This window comes from Psychrobacillus syltrankelensis, from assembly GCF_055454035.1.
This window is the reverse complement of record NZ_CM144227.1, coordinates 3,617,417-3,633,272: the sequence shown is the minus strand read 5'-3', so window position 1 is coordinate 3,633,272 and position 15,856 is coordinate 3,617,417. Positions and strand designations below refer to the sequence as shown.

The 15,856-nt window shown below is 34.3% G+C and carries 19 protein-coding genes; 2 read left to right on the top strand and 17 right to left on the bottom strand.

Annotated elements, in window-relative coordinates; translation table 11 throughout:
* Positions 1–81: 81 nt before the first annotated feature.
* From ACTSKG_RS17920 to ACTSKG_RS17910, 3 genes are read right to left on the bottom strand one after another with little or no spacing between them, the layout of a single operon-like run.
* Entirely contained in the window at positions 82–492 is a 411-nt protein-coding gene (locus ACTSKG_RS17920) for a hypothetical protein (RefSeq protein ID WP_464755885.1), read from the bottom strand.
* A gap of 32 nt (positions 493–524) precedes the next feature.
* Complete coding sequence (locus tag ACTSKG_RS17915) at positions 525–1,079, bottom strand: GNAT family N-acetyltransferase (protein WP_464755884.1); 555 nt, start codon at positions 1,077–1,079, stop codon at positions 525–527.
* 42 nt (positions 1,080–1,121) lie between these two features.
* On the bottom strand, positions 1,122–1,484 hold the full coding sequence (locus ACTSKG_RS17910; protein WP_464755883.1) for a hypothetical protein: 363 nt from the start codon (positions 1,482–1,484) through the stop codon (positions 1,122–1,124).
* Positions 1,485–1,702: 218 nt separating this feature from the next.
* On the opposite strand from ACTSKG_RS17910, the gene ACTSKG_RS17905 reads away from it, so the two are divergent.
* The gene (locus tag ACTSKG_RS17905; RefSeq protein ID WP_464755882.1) at positions 1,703–2,413 is read left to right on the top strand and encodes a class I SAM-dependent methyltransferase; all 711 of its coding nucleotides are present in this window, start codon (positions 1,703–1,705) and stop codon (positions 2,411–2,413) included.
* Here ACTSKG_RS17905 and ACTSKG_RS17900 read toward each other — a convergent pair.
* A complete protein-coding gene (locus ACTSKG_RS17900; RefSeq protein ID WP_464755881.1) occupies positions 2,403–3,245 on the bottom strand; it encodes a DUF2268 domain-containing putative Zn-dependent protease in 843 nt (280 codons plus the stop codon). The two genes, ACTSKG_RS17905 and ACTSKG_RS17900, sit on opposite strands and share 11 nt — an antisense overlap.
* A 179-nt stretch (positions 3,246–3,424) precedes the next feature.
* On the opposite strand from ACTSKG_RS17900, the gene ACTSKG_RS17895 reads away from it, so the two are divergent.
* Positions 3,425–3,670, top strand: coding sequence for a hypothetical protein (locus ACTSKG_RS17895; RefSeq protein ID WP_464755880.1), 246 nt, complete (start codon positions 3,425–3,427; stop codon positions 3,668–3,670).
* A gap of 477 nt (positions 3,671–4,147) precedes the next feature.
* On the opposite strand, the gene ACTSKG_RS17890 is transcribed toward ACTSKG_RS17895, so the two are convergent.
* The 13 genes from ACTSKG_RS17890 to ACTSKG_RS17830 all read right to left on the bottom strand — a co-directional run bounded on the left by ACTSKG_RS17890 (position 4,148) and on the right by ACTSKG_RS17830 (position 15,369).
* Complete coding sequence (locus tag ACTSKG_RS17890; RefSeq protein ID WP_464755879.1) at positions 4,148–5,281, bottom strand: bifunctional cystathionine gamma-lyase/homocysteine desulfhydrase; 1,134 nt, start codon at positions 5,279–5,281, stop codon at positions 4,148–4,150.
* A gap of 1 nt (position 5,282) precedes the next feature.
* Positions 5,283–6,215 (bottom strand): PLP-dependent cysteine synthase family protein, encoded by a 933-nt coding sequence (locus ACTSKG_RS17885; protein WP_464755878.1) that lies wholly within the window; start codon positions 6,213–6,215, stop codon positions 5,283–5,285.
* Positions 6,215–6,685 (bottom strand): S-ribosylhomocysteine lyase, encoded by a 471-nt coding sequence (locus tag ACTSKG_RS17880; protein ID WP_464755877.1) that lies wholly within the window; start codon positions 6,683–6,685, stop codon positions 6,215–6,217. Before ACTSKG_RS17880 ends, ACTSKG_RS17885 begins: the two co-directional genes overlap by 1 nt.
* Positions 6,686–6,697: 12 nt before the next feature.
* A complete protein-coding gene (locus tag ACTSKG_RS17875) occupies positions 6,698–7,336 on the bottom strand; it encodes a class I SAM-dependent DNA methyltransferase (protein WP_464755876.1) in 639 nt (212 codons plus the stop codon).
* A gap of 677 nt (positions 7,337–8,013) precedes the next feature.
* A complete protein-coding gene (locus tag ACTSKG_RS17870) occupies positions 8,014–8,436 on the bottom strand; it encodes a hypothetical protein (protein ID WP_464755875.1) in 423 nt (140 codons plus the stop codon).
* A 126-nt stretch (positions 8,437–8,562) separates the two neighbouring features.
* Entirely contained in the window at positions 8,563–9,141 is a 579-nt protein-coding gene (locus ACTSKG_RS17865) for a histidine phosphatase family protein (protein ID WP_464758063.1), read from the bottom strand.
* Between the two features lie 107 nt (positions 9,142–9,248).
* Entirely contained in the window at positions 9,249–10,055 is an 807-nt protein-coding gene (locus ACTSKG_RS17860; protein ID WP_464755874.1) for an aminoglycoside adenylyltransferase domain-containing protein, read from the bottom strand.
* A 134-nt stretch (positions 10,056–10,189) separates the two neighbouring features.
* Positions 10,190–10,672 (bottom strand): HIT family protein, encoded by a 483-nt coding sequence (locus ACTSKG_RS17855; protein ID WP_464755873.1) that lies wholly within the window; start codon positions 10,670–10,672, stop codon positions 10,190–10,192.
* Positions 10,673–10,828: 156 nt separating this feature from the next.
* The gene (locus ACTSKG_RS17850) at positions 10,829–11,659 is read right to left on the bottom strand and encodes a sugar nucleotide-binding protein (protein WP_464755872.1); all 831 of its coding nucleotides are present in this window, start codon (positions 11,657–11,659) and stop codon (positions 10,829–10,831) included.
* A gap of 918 nt (positions 11,660–12,577) precedes the next feature.
* Positions 12,578–13,078, bottom strand: coding sequence for a GNAT family N-acetyltransferase (locus ACTSKG_RS17845; protein ID WP_464755871.1), 501 nt, complete (start codon positions 13,076–13,078; stop codon positions 12,578–12,580).
* Positions 13,079–13,182: 104 nt separating this feature from the next.
* Entirely contained in the window at positions 13,183–13,353 is a 171-nt protein-coding gene (locus tag ACTSKG_RS17840; protein ID WP_464755870.1) for a hypothetical protein, read from the bottom strand.
* A 370-nt stretch (positions 13,354–13,723) separates the two neighbouring features.
* On the bottom strand, positions 13,724–14,071 hold the full coding sequence (locus ACTSKG_RS17835; RefSeq protein WP_464755869.1) for a VOC family protein: 348 nt from the start codon (positions 14,069–14,071) through the stop codon (positions 13,724–13,726).
* Positions 14,072–14,886: 815 nt separating this feature from the next.
* Positions 14,887–15,369 carry an N-acetyltransferase family protein gene (locus tag ACTSKG_RS17830; protein ID WP_464755868.1) on the bottom strand — a complete coding sequence of 161 codons (483 nt, stop codon included), beginning with the start codon at positions 15,367–15,369 and terminating at the stop codon, positions 14,887–14,889.
* Positions 15,370–15,856 lie beyond the last annotated feature (487 nt).

The following is a 15,856-nucleotide window of genomic DNA, read 5'->3' as shown; positions in this document are numbered from 1 at the left end:
TAGGGAAGTGATAATGTATTAATTCTAATCCCAAACCTATCTAATTTCTCAACCACAACACTCTTTGGAATAGATAGTTCTTTAAACGTGTTCTTCTAACTCACGAACTATCTCCCATTTTTTATCTTTGTACTCCCAATTTTCTATTGTAAAAATTCTTGCTAGTTCCCTACTTTCTTTTTCAATAATTAGTTCATAAAATACAACAAAACTTTCAAGATTCCTCATTCGAATTATTCTATTTTCAAATCGTTTTTTAGCTCCTAAAAGTGCTTTGACAGATTGACGCATTCCATCAATAGCTTCTTCCCGATCTAAAGTAGAAGGCTTGTTATCCTTTCTGTTAAAAAACGTGACAACATAATTATCTGACATAATTTCTATCTTAGAAGTATCTCCCGTGAGCATTGCAAGATCCCATTCTTTCAAAAAATCATCATGTATTTTAGTAAAATATTTAACTGAATCCAGTAAATTGCCTTTGCTTTTCATTATTATCCCCCTCATTTTTTCTCCGATTCCTGTTACTCATTAAACAAGGATTCCCACTCCTGCTCTAAGATACTGTATATAGAAGAATCTCTCCAACCATCTTTTATTAATAAATCTTCACGCATTCTACCTTCTAGAGTCATACCAACTTTTTCTAATACCTTGGATGATGCAATATTGCGAGGGTCACAAGTAGCATAAATACGATGAAGTTGAAGTTGTTTAAAGCCAAATCCTATCAAGTGTTTTGCCACTTCTGTCGCTATTCCTTTACCCCAAAAATTTGGATTGATAATATACCCAATCTCCCCTGTTTTATTTCGATTGTCTCGAATATTAAACTCTCCTGCACCAATCAATCTCTCATTTTCCTTTTCAACTATCGCAAAAACAAATCGTGTCCTTACTTCTCTTTTAGCATCCAACAGAACTTGCTTTACAAACTCCTTTGAATCCAACTCGGTATTTGGACCCCATGGTTGATATCGGCAAACCAATTTATTTGAAGCGTATTCATGAACACCTATCCAATCTTTTTCTTCCATTTCACGCAAAAATACTCTCTCACTTATTAAAATTTCTCGCATACCTTATCCCTCGCAAGCACATATTATTTTCCTGTCGATTTCTTAAAAATGAATATTTCCCCAAATAGTAGCATTATAATTTATCCACTCATCCACTTGTTTTTTAGTAAAATACTTTTCTCCATTCAATTGAATATAAGGTATAAATTTATATGTATCAAAGCTTGAATAATCTGCTCTTTCAAGATTTTGATTTGTTATTAGTTTATTAAATTGTTCAACATCCATACTTAAATACACTGCAACTTCTTTTGCTGTGATTAATCCATTTTCTAGTACTTCTACTTTATGTGTCGGGGCTTTAGCGTCTAATGATACGTTAACACTTTTCCCAAGTTGAAAAGCAAAGAAAAAAATAGCTATGCTCAATAAAACAATTGAGACAGATAAAAAATGTTTACTCATAATTTCACTCCTCTTAACTAATTGTATTCTCCAAAACTGATATTATCTCCTTTAATCTGCTCCTAATAAAAAAGAGCACCGAATTGGTACTCTTTTTTATTCATCTCAAATACAAATGCTTAGAAATCCGTAAGTGTTTAGATTAGTGAGTCCCCTATACATCTATAGTAATTTTTTTAGCATATTATAGCTGTATAAAAAAATAGGAGGTAATCTAATTGTCAAAAGCTTATTTAGATTTATTAGCTTATTTCGGAATTGGCGGAGCGCACCCTGGAGGTTTCTCATTAACCAAAACATTATTGCAAGATGAAAACATACCGCCTACTGAAACTGTACTAGATATTGGTTGTGGAACGGGACAGACAGCAGCTTTCTTAGCCGAAAAATTTGATTTTCATGTGACTGCCATTGATAATCACCCAATAATGATAGAGAAAGCTAAAGAACGATTCAAAGAGAGTGACTTCATTGTCAATGTGATGGAAGGGGATGCCCAAAATTTAAATATTTCAGATAGTACTTTTGACTTTATTATCGCAGAGTCAGTTATCGTTTTTACGGATATTTCAAAGACGTTAAACGAACTATCCAGAGTGCTAAAAAGTGGAGGAAGAATGTTAATCATTGAAATGACTGCTGAACAAATTCTGTCTGAAGAATTACGAGGAAAAGTTTGCAATCTTTACGGCATAAATGAAGTTTTAGATGAGGAAGAGTGGATATCGAGATTACAGGATGCAGGGTTTACTCAAATTGAAATTATTAATACCCCAACTGAGCTTGTTCCAAGTGAAATTAATGACATGAATCTTTCGGAAAACATACATGTAGATTTCTATGACTTATGGGAGGAACATAATAATTTTTTATATCATAACCATCATTTAATAGGTTATCGTGTATATAAATGTCACCTCACAAAATAGGAAAGTTGGAGCCTGCAATTATTTCATCAGCAGATTTTGTATATAATTCACCTTTATGAAACGGGCCTTGGTTTTCTTGATAGCTATTTACAATATGATAACCCAAATGATAACCGATCCACACTGGAAGCCTACTTTTATCTTTACCAAATAAAAAATGATGATGATTTTTAATTCCCATAACATTTAGTGAAGGTATAAAATGTTTCTTCCAAAAATAAACAGCCTCTTCATACGAATAATGTTTTGTCCATGAAGCTAAAAATTTTTCACCGTGTAATTCCTTCACCGCATACTCTCCAAGTCCTTCAATAATAAGTGAATCTTTCAATGAAATTTCATCTGGCCCCAAATCTAAAAGTTTTAATCGACAAACATGATTATATTCATGTGCTAATAGTGCCTTTATCTCCTCTTCCGAAAGATCTGTTGATAAAAATAAAAAAAGTGCATTTCTATACGCTACACCATTCTTTGTAGGTATTTGCTCTCCTGATTTTTGATTAGCTTTTTTTAGCGGAAAAATGTAGATGGAAACCTTCGGACCCTTCCATAACTTTCTTAAATATTTATATTCTTGTTTCACTAATTGCCAAACCTTCTTTGACTCCATTTCCTTAACCGTATTTTTTACCGTTAACCATTCCTCTGGCTCAAATAATCCTTGCCTTAAAAGTTCATATTGCACAATTTCTGAATTTATTTTAGGAAAACATTCCTTAAGAGGGTCACATATTATCTCACGTTGTATGTAAGATTTATCTTTTTCAGACTCTTTCTCACATAATTCTACAAAATTATAAAGCCAAGCATGTGTTTGAATTACCGACATATTTCCCATCCTTTTTCAATTTTTCTTATATCATATGCATTTGTTTACTCATTGTTTTTTAAAGTTTGAAGTTATCATTGTTCGCGATTTACTAGACAAATGTCTATTATGCAACATTATTAATGGCATATGTTAATAGAACATACTTGTATGTAGAAAGTCTTGAAAGGAGGATGAAAATGAGTCAATCTAATTACTATAATCATTGTTGTAGATATCATGGGCAAAATGTAAGAATTACTACTCGAGATGGTAGAGTTCATTTAGGGAAAATTACTAGAGTTAATAGACAAATGGTTTGGATTCGACCTTCCCAAGGTCTTGGCGGCTATGGTTACGGTTACTATTGGGGAGATGGATTTGGATTTGGTATTGCTTTGGGTGCAATTACAGGAATTGCCCTTGCTGGAGCATTTTTTTGGTAAGATATTCTATACTATGCAATTCAACTTTCGGATTACACAAACTCAAATTATAACTAAAAAGGGAATAGGTTCTCCCATTACTCCGTTCCCTTTTTAGTATTTCTATGCTTTTCAAAATCTAAAAGCCATAAGTAGATATTTTGAGATATTCTGTGTTTTCTGTGATACTCATGTGATTTTCTGAGATACTCACGGGATTTTCTGAGATACTCTGAGATTTTCTGAGATACTCTGAGATTTTCTGAGATACTCCCGGATTTTATGAGATACTCCGGGATTTTATGAGATACTCCGGGATTTTCTGAGATACTCTGAGATTTTCTGAGATACTCAGAGATTTTCTGAGATACTCAGAGATTTTCTGAGATACTTTGAGATTTTCTGAGATACTCCCGGATTTTCTGAGATACTCAGCGTTTTCCGAGTTTAGTCAACAAAAAAGGCACACCACTCTCGAAAGTGGTGTACCGTGTTTATTTATTCTAATCCTTGAACTAAATCTTCCAATAAATCTTCTACATCTTCAATTCCAACCGAGATCCGTACAAGCCCGTCAGTAATTCCTAGCTCCAAACGACGCTCACGTGGAATGGATGCATGAGTCATTCTTGCTGGAACCGAGATTAAACTTTCAACTGCTCCAAGGCTTTCAGCTAGTGTGAAATAACGAAGCTTCGATAGTAGTGCATCTGCTTTTTCTTCACTTCCAACATCAAAGGAAATCATTCCGCCAAAGCCAGTCGTTTGTTTTTTCATCAATTCGTGACCTGGGTGATTAACTAGACCTGGATAATAGACTTTTCCAACAGCTTCATGGTTATTTAAAAACTCTGCAATTCGCTGGGCGTTTAAATTATGTTCTTCCATTCGTAAACCAAGCGTTTTAATGCCGCGCATTAGTAACCATGAATCTTGAGGTCCAAGCACTGCACCAACTGAGTTTTGTACAAAATGTAAGTCCGTAGCAAGTTGTTCTGAGTTCACAACAACTAGCCCCGCTACAACATCACTATGTCCACCTAAATACTTCGTTGCACTATGCACAACAATATCAGCACCAAGTGCTATTGGCTGTTGGAAATAAGGAGTTATGAACGTATTGTCCACGATTGTAAGTAACCCTTTTTCTTTAGCAAGCTTCGCAATTTCTTGTATGTCAGTAATTTTTAATAAAGGATTCGTTGGGGTTTCTAGAAAAATAGCTTTCGTATTTTCTAAAATAGCTGCTTCCACATTGGTTAGATCACTCGTATCTACAAATGTCGCTTCAATACCGAAACGGTTTAATACTTTTGTCATGACTCGGTATGTTCCACCGTACACATCATCCGTTAATATAACGTGATCACCTTTGCTAAAAAGCATCATAATCGAGCTTGTTGCAGCCATACCGGATGCAAATGCAAAACCAGCCACGCCACCTTCTAAATCACTAATCAATACTTCTAGCGCATGACGAGTAGGATTGCCAGTACGTGAATACTCATAGCCTTTAAATTTTCCGACTGCTTCTTGTTTATACGTACTTACTTGATAAATGGGTGTCGATACAGCACCTGTTGCCTCGTCCCCTACAATTCCTGCATGAATAAGTTTCGTTTTTGCACGCATATTATTTGTCCTCCTTAAATAATTCATATACTTTCTGACTTAAATAACGCTCGCTCGAATCTGGGAATATTGTTACAATATGAGTTCCTTCATTTGCAGTTTCTGCTTCTTTCATTGCCGCATAAAAAGCTGCTCCTGAAGAACTTCCAACTAACAAACCTTCTTCTTTCGCCAAAGCTTGTAGTTGTGCAAATGCATCTTCATCACTCACTGTATGAATGGCATCAAAATAAGATCGATCCATGAAGTCCGGTAAAAATTCCATTCCGATTCCTTCGGTCAAATGAGATCCTACAGCCCCACCATTTAAAATTGAACCAACTGGCTCTACTATGACTGTTTTTACATCTGTTTTTTGCTCTTTCAAGAAAGTAGCAGTTCCCATAAATGTTCCACCTGAACCAGCACCTGCAACAAATACATCTATTTTGCCATCTAAATCACGCCACAATTCTGGACCGAGAGTTTTTATATAGGTGGCAGGATTGGCAGGATTCGAAAATTGAGATGGTGAAAATGCATTTGGTAATTCATTGACTAATTCACGTGCTTTCCCAATGGCGCCTTTCATTCCAAGTGCTGTATCTGTATTTACTATTTCTGCACCTAAAGCACGCATCAATGTTTGCTTCTCTACACTAAACTTCTCAGGAACAACAAATATCACTTTGTATCCTTTTCCGACTGCTGCTAAGGCAATTCCTATTCCCGTATTCCCCGCAGTTGGCTCAATAATCGTTCCTCCAGGCAATAGTTTTCCAGATTTCTCTGCGTCTTCAATCAATGAAATACCGAGACGATCTTTCACACTTCCCCCAGGATTTAAATATTCTAGCTTTGCAAATATCCGACAATTATTAGGAATTGGAATATGCGTAATTTCTACAACAGGTGTGTTTCCTATTAATTCTTGTACATTACTATAAATGTTCATTAGACTTCCTCTTTATAAATTTGTCGCCATTCAGTTTTTTTCGTAAGCATTTCAGCAGCAATTTCCTTTGCACCTTCTAAGCTATGGCTAGCAGCCCAGCCACATTGCACTTCATTACAAGCTGGAACTTCTGTTGCTTCCAACACATCTTGTAATGTCTTTTCAATTATTTCTAAGATTTCATCATAGTTTGTATGATTAATAACTGATAAATAAAACCCAGTCTGACAACCCATTGGGCTAATATCTACTACTTGCTCCGTGTGGTTACGAATATTTTCTGCCATCAAATGCTCCAGTGAATGTAAACTAGGCATCTCCATATGTTCTTCGTTTGGTTGTTTAAACCGGATATCATATTTATAAATTTCATCGCCATGAATGCCTACTTTTGTTCCTGCTAAACGTACAAACGGTGCTACTACTTTCGTATGATCTAAGTTAAAACTTTCTACATTCATTTTTTTCATTTTCAACGCTCCTTATTTTTTTGTGGCATCCATTAACCAAACAAAATCATTCATTTTTAGGAAGCTTACTTGAAATCCTGCATCATCAAATAACTTTGTTAGGATAGGGATAGTAGTATAGTATTCTCTTAATAAGTCGTCAGCCACGTTATGAAAACCACGATTTCTTTCTTTTATAATTTGATCATTTTTTGCATCCTCTGTAATAAAAGCAGTATCCGCAAATACTACTTTTCCGTTCGTAGATAAAAGCTGTGCATATGTCCTTAAAGCTTCTCCTTTTTCCTCATCCGTTAAATGATGAAAAACATATGAGCTTACAATTGCATCTATATTTTCAGTTGCTACATTAAATTGAAGTAAATCTCCATCTATTATTTTCGTCGCAGGAAATCGATCTGCGGTTACTTGACGCATCTTCGAATTAGGTTCAATACCAATAACCGAATTACCTGCTTCGATTAGTTTTGCAGTTAAATTTCCTGTGCCTGTTCCAAATTCAATAACTGTGCCCGAAACACGATTAGCTACTTCACTAAGAATAGTTTCATAACCTTCAAATACATCGCGATATTCCGGATCTTCACCAGAAACGGAAGCATCATAAGAGTGTGCCCATTCATCAAAAATTTCTACAAATTCTCTACCCATCATCAGACTCCTTTTAGAAACATATTATTCCTAGTTGAATACTTTGTTTTAGGCTTAATATTAATAGTTATAACATAATAAGGACAATTGTCAAATAAAAAAGCTCCTCCTAGGCGGATTAGCCATTCAGTTTTGAATCACTTAAGAAAACCTAAAATAGACATCCAATTAGTAATACAATTGAATGTCTATTTTTATTGATATGCCAAGATTGCGAGGTTAAATTAATGGTAAAGGATAAAAGTGATTATATAGAGGAGGACTGGCAAATACCCAAACGTTCCCAAAACATATTGAAACATTTTTCGGAATTCAGTAAACATACAAGAGAAGATATAGTCGAAATCATACTCAATGATTTGATGGAAGACGAAGATTTCTTATGGTAGGCGGATGAAAAGAAAAATAACAAACGAATGTTAGATGGTTAATGAAGTCTACGTAGCTAACTGATCTTTGACTAACTTACCATTAGTAGGAGTAAGATAGACGATTTATTTCTTTCTGCATAATGAACAACCTTATTGTTAATGAGGAGAACCAATAAATCGTTCCTCAATACTATCTTGCGTAGAATAAGTGTAACTAGACAAGCTTTATTTTATCGCACATTCATCTTTATTACGTAAAAATAATTAAAGCACTCGTTCGTTGAACAAAGAACAATTGCTTAACAACTAATCTTTTTCTAATTCATTTACAACTTTTTGAATGTTTTCATGAACTTCAACTTCTAACCTTAGGTCAAGTTCATGTACATAAAAGAGTAGAACATTTTTTACATCATAATAATTATAAGAAACAATATTTGCAAATGCTGTTTTATCACGAAAATCATCCAAACCCTTTTCTCGTTCTTTAGATGAATCATAGATATAAACCAAGAGCATCTTCCCACTCAGTTCATAAACAGAAGGTCTGACTCCATTAAGTTTCATTCCAAAACTGTTTTTGCCGCTTACTTTACTTTCTTTAAGTAACAATTCCTGTTCCTCAAACGAAGATAGCACTTCTTCCAATGAAATCGCTTTGGAATCTGTTGTTTGGCAAGCAGTCATCACTAAAAACATTGATAGAAAAATTAAAGCTACTTTATTCAATAAATCGCCACCCCTTAAATTGAATGATGCAAAATAATATCTCCTACTAAGCACTCGTATTTGAAGTGGAAATAATAGCACTCATCAATACGACCATTAGATCAACAAGGGTTATACATATTCTTTTTAATTGTACTTAGAAAGATGAGAAATTTGATTGAAGTCTTTTATTTGCCAATTATCTTGATCCAAGTAGATATTACTGATACAAGCATTTATTAACTTCGTTTTCCCCGAACCTATCTCACCATTAGATAAAATAGATAGAATAGAATTGATTACTGCACCATGTGCGATAAGCAATATTTTATTATCTCCATACTTTTGATTTATCTTTTCAATGCCTTCAATTATTCTCTTATTAAGGGATGTTCTTTCTTCTTGATTTGGGTATTTATTATCTGGAAACTTAGACGTTCTTTCCTCATATGTCATTCCCTCAGCATCTCCATAATCTCTTTCCAAAAACTCTTCCATCTCAATAACAGGTACATGGAGAATATTGTTTATTATTTTCGCCGTTTGTTTTGCCCTTTTTAGTGGGCTTGTTATGATAACATCCCAATGTGATGATTTAAGGAACTCACTACATTCCTCAGCTTGTAGAATACCAGTCTCATTTAATGGTATATCAGTTCTTCCTTGAAGCTTTCCTATTGCATTCCAATCAGTTTCTCCGTGTCTAATCATGCATATTCTAGTAATTTTAATTCACCTCTATTATTTACATTTTTATTAAATTATTTAAAAGCACTTGAACTAGATCGTAACTCAATTAGGAAAAATTCTTTAACCCTTCTTGAAAGCATCCGTCAGCTCAATAGGTTAGATAGTACTTGAACATTCTTATTTATATAATTTTTTAGAGTAAAAAGTTCATTTTTCTCAAATCCATTGGGTTCTTTCTCATCCGCATAACTATTAATTACTTTTTGAATTGTAAATCCAAACTCTTTTGGAAAAGATGATAGCCCCCAGTTACCAGCTTCTTGCTTTGATGAAATAACCCCTTCTTGGAGGTACCAATACACCCTTATTAAGTTTAATACACAATAAACGGTGTCTTTTTCAATATTCTCTAAACATTCTTGGTAGTCGCCCATTATGGCAGATATATAATGCGAACGTGGAACGGAAGGAAATACTTCATCTATAGGAGGCCCTTCTAATCTAAGCCCCCTATGATTTAGTATAGTAATATGTGCAGCTAAATCTGTGTCATATCTTACCTCTCCATTTAAATGTTGAAATGTACTATTTGACAAATCATCTTGATATCTTTCTCTCCAAAACTCACTATAATGGAAATCGAATGGGCATGGATGTGTCCAACTTTTTAATTGTTCCATATTTACGAAACTTATTTCCACGGGATAAGGCTCATTAGATAAACTTAATAATAACTCGGCTAACTTTCTCTTAGTTCCAATAGTCATTGTTTTATTCGTTAAAACTAAAACATCAATATCACTACTTTTAGAACTAAATCCCCCCATCGCTAAGGAACCGTGTAAATAAAAACCAATAAAATCTTCTTTTAAAATTTCTTTAGCTTTATACAAGAGATTAATAACAAAATCCTTTGTCTCTAAAGAACTTGTTTCCCAACTGCTAACCATATATAAAATCCTCCATTATATTTTTCGTTTTCCTTCTTAAACTAATCTACCCAGTTAGTTTAAGAAAAAAAAGGACTGACTAATTCGAGTCCTACACGTTAGTCGAAATCTTCTTGAAGTCAAGCACTCGTTATTCATCTCATTTTTTCAAACCAGTTTCTTAATTGTTCAGCATAGTTATGTCTTTCTTCGGGAGCACTTAATTTACCGTCCGTTCGATAAAGATCATCATCGTTATATCGTGGATAAACATGTAAATGATAATGCCAGACATCTTGACTTCCACCAGGTTCGTTGTGTTGCCGAGTAGAAATCCCATCGCATTTGTAACACTCCTTTAATGCGAAGGATATCTTCTGTGCCAACTGGTGAATTCGAGTTGCATATTCATTTGGTAGGTCAAAGATATTCTCATAATGTTTATTTGGTATGATGATGACATGTCCTTCGTTATTTGGCCACCACAATGTACCGATTAAAGCTGTTACGTATTCATCTTTATATACAATATCTTGCTGTTTAGACTGAATTAACTTGTTTTCTTCATCCTCTATACCTTTTACTAAAAGACAAAAAGGGCAAACATAACCTTTTGGGATATGACTATATTGAATCATAAAACATACTCCTTTTATTTATACCATTTGTTCATTTCTCCAACTTACTTGCTACGTTAATTGAATAAGAAAAAGCATCTCACAATCTTTCAATAACGCTCTTGATAGTTGAAGAACAATTACCTTGTCCTTTCAAAATCGAAAAATAACAATTAGTCAAAGTGCGCGAAAATTAGTTTTAAGCAATTGGTGAGCTTTTTCTGTATTTAGAGACGTATCAAAAGATAGATAAGGGGAGTCTTCTTTAGATTTTATAGTTGGACGGAGAATGCTATTATTCCATCCAAGTTGTACCAATCTCTTTTTATAAAACGAAAAGTAGCTCTCTTTATGTATGGGTCCAGCATGCAAAATTCCATTAAATCTTATATTAGTCAATTCAATAATCGTACTTGATAAATCATTAACATTTACAAAAGTTCTATACACATTTGTCCATGCATCAAATGACTGATTATCTTTTATTTTCTCGGTGATTTGTATGGTTCGTTTTTCAATGCCTTGATCCCCATTATTACCATAAAGTGGTCCAGTTCGAAGTATCACGTGATTTGGATGTTTATGGAGAATTAAGTTTTCTCCAGTATATTTACCGTTCACATAATCAGCTAGGCCTGCTTCTTTAGGCAAGGTACCAATTGGGTCCGATTCTTTGTAACCTCCTATCCCTTCAACAAAAACTGCATCCGTTGATAGAAATATAAGTTTTGTCACACTCTCTATTTCTGACAATAAATTTTCGAGCCCTAAATTGATTAATTGGGTTTCTCCTTCAAAACTCATAAGTGACCATATAACTACTTCTGGATTTACTTTTCTAATGACACTTCCTATTGATCGTTTGTTTGTAACATCTACTTGCATAATATTAGAGTTTTCATGTTGAAAACGTGAGGTACCAAACACTGTTAGATTTTTGTTCTCCGAAGCCTGTTGGAATAAATTCGAGCCCAAAAAGCCAGTTGCTCCTAATATAAGTATTCTCATAAAACCTTCCTTTTTTTAGTTTATTTTACTATGTATTCGCCACTACTTTATTGTTTTCCTTGTTGAGCTATTCGACTGAGTACCCAATTATCACACCATCGTGAATAGATTTTGTCATTCACATTTCCCTATAAAATGATGCGCTATAAAAAAAAGAAATATGAATTACCTATGGCAACCCCATAATATTTTACTAGTCGAGTAGAAGGGAACCTTTCTACCTTACGGTAGATTGTGTTCCTCCCCTCTCACAGAACCGTGCTTGCGCTATTTACGCACACGGCTCCTCCAAATCATCATTCACACTGACTCTGCTATCCTCAAAAGTTTAGTTTACATTTATTATCTCTACCGCTGTGTGTAGTAAATGTGTCCCTAGTGAGGGTGATCACTTGGTAGCAGCCTTTCCTCCATCGGCATTACCCAACTTCATTGGTACTACGCTGCTATCCGACTCCCTACAACGGCATTTGGTTTCCTTGCTTATTATCGCTTGTACACCATACTCTTCTATAAGAAGAAAAGACCGGTAGGGCCTCCCGAGTTGCCGTATCATATCCATGTGTGACGTGCCAAGGTCTCTGACTCCAGAGAGGTTTTATCCTTCTTTCCTATAACGATGGATAAAATGTAGCTTTCTGCTGTGCTTAAGGCATCAGCCCTCTCGATTTACTAACATTATGGAGCTCAATCCCTTCAACCATTTGGCTTTCGGCCCGCCACCTAACTGTCTACGCTTAAAGGCTAATGTTACCATTAGCCCTCCAAGACTCGATACGAGTGAATGGCTAGTTCTTTCTCGACGGGAATCCCACCCGCTATATGATACGACCTAGGCTCGGCCGCACAAGCACCTGTTAGTTAAACAGCAGAAGGTTTCTTAGTCAAGAATCGCTCCAATCGTAGTACGGTATTAAATTACATATCATAAGGTTCAAGCTTCAAAATAAATTCTTCAACATCCTTTCCTCTTGCATTGGAAAAACCCTTATCTTCAGAAATGATTTTAAACCCGCATTTTTCCAATACCCTGATGGAGGCGAGGTTATCTTTAGCGGCACGAGAATAGAGCGGGCGTACCTTAATATACTCCAGAAACTCTGACAACGCTTTAGTTGCAATACCTTGACCCCAATATTCCTTCCCAATCCAGTAGCTTACCTCGGGTTCGCCGAACTGTTCAAAGTTCGAGACGTGTCCAGTGACAATGCCATTGAATAATATAGTCTTAATTGTGATGGTCTCGTCAGCGATTATTTTTGTCCAATGGTCAAAAAATGCGTCCTTATCAGTGGGGTCTTTAGCTGTAAAGGCAGCCATATAATTCGCCGTTGAATCTAGTTGTTGTTCGAAAAAGATAGGAAGATCTTCCCCTATGATATCTCGTAGCTTCACTTCGCTTTTGCTAATGGATTCCATATAATTCACAAGCTCCTTAACATATTTTATAATATAAATTCTTCCAAGTTTAGAGAAATTCCTTCTTCAACTAACCTGCGTTCGTTCGTTTAATAACAGTTAATTTATTCACTTTGCATATAGCCAATTACTTCATTGGAATTGGGGTCAACGAGGATTGAAGGTGTACCGATTACAACACTATCTTTATCTTCAAAAGAAACGGTTAATACCTCTTTTCCATCATAAGTTTTATCCAACAATTCATAGCTATTATCAGCAATCGTTTTTTTCACTTTCGCACTTTGCCAATCTTCTTTAGCCCTGTCATTCCAACCTTTTTCATTAATAAATTCCCATGCTACTGCTCTAACTTCTCCATAGTTATCCCAATCATTTGTATTTTCTTCTATAACTTGTTTATTATAACAACCAATGATTATCCCTATCGAAAATATTGTTATGGTTAAATATAAGAATTTTAATTTCCCAATACTTTAACCTCCTTTTCAATTAGACGAAAGTACCTATTTTGGTATTTATTAATTCAACTCTTTTTGAACTTAAATGGTTCGTTAATTCAAGAAGAAAAAAGAGCCGCCTAAGCAGCTCAACGATCTTTCACTAATGCACTCGTTAGCATAATAGCAAATGACTAATAACACACTATCTCTCCCAAAGCTCTACCAGTCGACCTTCAGGATCTTTAATCCAAATGAACTTTCCAAATTCACTAATCTCTTTTTTCTTTGCGAGAGGTACACCAATATGTTCAAGATGCTTAATAGTCTCGTTCAGATCATGTACTTGGAAGTTTAACATCACTTGTTGTTCTGTTGGAAAATAACTGTCATTCTCGGTAAAGAAAGAAAAGATCGTTTCATTTCCTAGTTGGGGTTTAATCACAGTCCCATTCCAATTATCTATTTCAATCTTCAACACTTCACCGTACCATTTTTTTATACCTTCTAGATTCTTAGTTCTCCAAAATATTCCTCCAAAACCTTTTATCATCTTCTCTAACTCCTGTCTGTCTTTATTTTTATAGTTTTTCGATTATTGTTATTTCCTTTTTTCAACTTTCTGCACAGTTAGCTAAATAATAAGAACAGAAATATGTTTTATTATATCAACAGCATCCAATAATTTCTATAAATATTAAAATTTTCTGATATTTTCATATGTAAACCATCTAGTTCGATTTCCAATTGTATTAATTTTAATTAGTTTTCATAAAAATGAACATTCGTTGTTTCTGTGAAGCAAAAAAGTTTATAAATTTCTTATGATACTTTGTTTTATTTGACCGTTTATTTGTGAAAAAATGGTTCAAAACTGCTTGGCTTGATCGCGGGGAAACCCTTTTATTATTTTCCAATATATGAGATAATCCTTAGGAGAATTTTATATAAAAAGGCGGAGTTTTTTTGAATTTTTGGAAGTATTTTTTTGCAGGAATAATCACAAAAATAATTGTGGAAACGACAATTTATAAGCTAAATTTTTTTCATTATACTTTATTTAAAAATTTAAATTGGCTTTCGTTATTAAGATTTTTAGTAGAAATAATAATCTTTGCAGGAATTTATAGCATGGTGTTTTACATCCTAACAAACTTCAGTAAATGGAAGATGCGTATAAAATATGAGCTGGCTCAGAAAAGGAATAATCAAGAATAATTTTCATCTATAATGTCACTATTACGAAGTTTGTTCTTTACATTAATAAAAAGAAACCTCCACAGTGATTGTCCAAAGAGTGCGAGCAAGATACTCTTTAATTAAATTTTCTTGAACAAAGGATTTCGCTCTTTCTTTAACCTCCGTACGCTATATACTCAAAACCATTCGAACTGTTTTTAATGTATGTCCATCAAAAACATCATCAAATTCAGAAAAAATTTCAAAACCTTTTGCTTTGTAAAAAGTCATACCAATCTTATTTTCTTTTTCCACATTGATAAAAATTTCTTTCACACCTTCTAAATCAATTCCTGTTTGTAACAAGGAAGATCCTATCCCTTTTCCTTGATACTCTGGATATATATAAATAGCACCAAGCTCTACTTTTCCATCTTCTCGCACAGGAGAGTAGTACGCAAAGCCAACAATACCATTACTAACTTCTGCTACAAACATAAACGACCCTTCTAATCGCCTTAGCATCATGTCGTCACTATAAGCAGATTTTAAAAAACTTTCTTGAATTTTCAATGGAATAATACCTTCATATGTATCATGCCAGCTCACCTTAGCAATCTGTTGGACAACCTGTATATCTTCCTTCCGCATATTACGGATCACAAAATCCATTATCATCCCTCTTTTTCAGTGTAAGTATGGAACTATTCCTTATCACAAGCACAGCACCTTCTATCTAGATCTGTTCAATAGATCCTATGACTAATTCTTTCTTGTCCCCCTTTAGCCAATAGGATTCCTTAGCTAAAAAATTTGTTTTTCATTAACTAAGAGTTCTCTATTGTCCAAGTATTTTTCTAATACCGCTCACCTTCAATAGTAGCTAATACGATTAATAGTAAGAAATACATCAAACCATTATTTCTGAAAATTCTATTTTAATACTATCTTATATCGTATATAATTGTAAATACTTACCTTTACTTACAATGCATTCAACTGTAAAGGAGACTTCACGAAGGGTAAATATATTAAGATAATAGTTGTTACGGCATATTAATATTTACTGACTTATTCATTTGTTCTAATTTATCTTCTGGATACAGGGCACCACAGTCCCTGTTTTTATTTGCATTGTTTTTTCTGCTGTACTATTTGC

Coding starts and splice junctions, on each gene's coding strand:
- ACTSKG_RS17835 (WP_464755869.1), bottom strand. CDS start 14,071: ATGATAAAAGGTTTTGGAGGAATATTTTGGAGAACTAAGAATCTAGAA.
- ACTSKG_RS17890 (WP_464755879.1), bottom strand. CDS start 5,281: ATGCGTGCAAAAACGAAACTTATTCATGCAGGAATTGTAGGGGACGAG.
- ACTSKG_RS17920 (WP_464755885.1), bottom strand. CDS start 492: ATGAAAAGCAAAGGCAATTTACTGGATTCAGTTAAATATTTTACTAAA.
- ACTSKG_RS17875 (WP_464755876.1), bottom strand. CDS start 7,336: ATGGGTAGAGAATTTGTAGAAATTTTTGATGAATGGGCACACTCTTAT.
- ACTSKG_RS17900 (WP_464755881.1), bottom strand. CDS start 3,245: ATGTCGGTAATTCAAACACATGCTTGGCTTTATAATTTTGTAGAATTA.
- ACTSKG_RS17860 (WP_464755874.1), bottom strand. CDS start 10,055: ATGGTTAGCAGTTGGGAAACAAGTTCTTTAGAGACAAAGGATTTTGTT.
- ACTSKG_RS17855 (WP_464755873.1), bottom strand. CDS start 10,672: ATGATTCAATATAGTCATATCCCAAAAGGTTATGTTTGCCCTTTTTGT.
- ACTSKG_RS17915 (WP_464755884.1), bottom strand. CDS start 1,079: ATGCGAGAAATTTTAATAAGTGAGAGAGTATTTTTGCGTGAAATGGAA.
- ACTSKG_RS17830 (WP_464755868.1), bottom strand. CDS start 15,369: ATGGATTTTGTGATCCGTAATATGCGGAAGGAAGATATACAGGTTGTC.
- ACTSKG_RS17880 (WP_464755877.1), bottom strand. CDS start 6,685: ATGAAAAAAATGAATGTAGAAAGTTTTAACTTAGATCATACGAAAGTA.
- ACTSKG_RS17885 (WP_464755878.1), bottom strand. CDS start 6,215: ATGAACATTTATAGTAATGTACAAGAATTAATAGGAAACACACCTGTT.
- ACTSKG_RS17845 (WP_464755871.1), bottom strand. CDS start 13,078: ATGGAATCCATTAGCAAAAGCGAAGTGAAGCTACGAGATATCATAGGG.
- ACTSKG_RS17850 (WP_464755872.1), bottom strand. CDS start 11,659: ATGAGAATACTTATATTAGGAGCAACTGGCTTTTTGGGCTCGAATTTA.
- ACTSKG_RS17895 (WP_464755880.1), top strand. CDS start 3,425: ATGAGTCAATCTAATTACTATAATCATTGTTGTAGATATCATGGGCAA.
- ACTSKG_RS17910 (WP_464755883.1), bottom strand. CDS start 1,484: ATGAGTAAACATTTTTTATCTGTCTCAATTGTTTTATTGAGCATAGCT.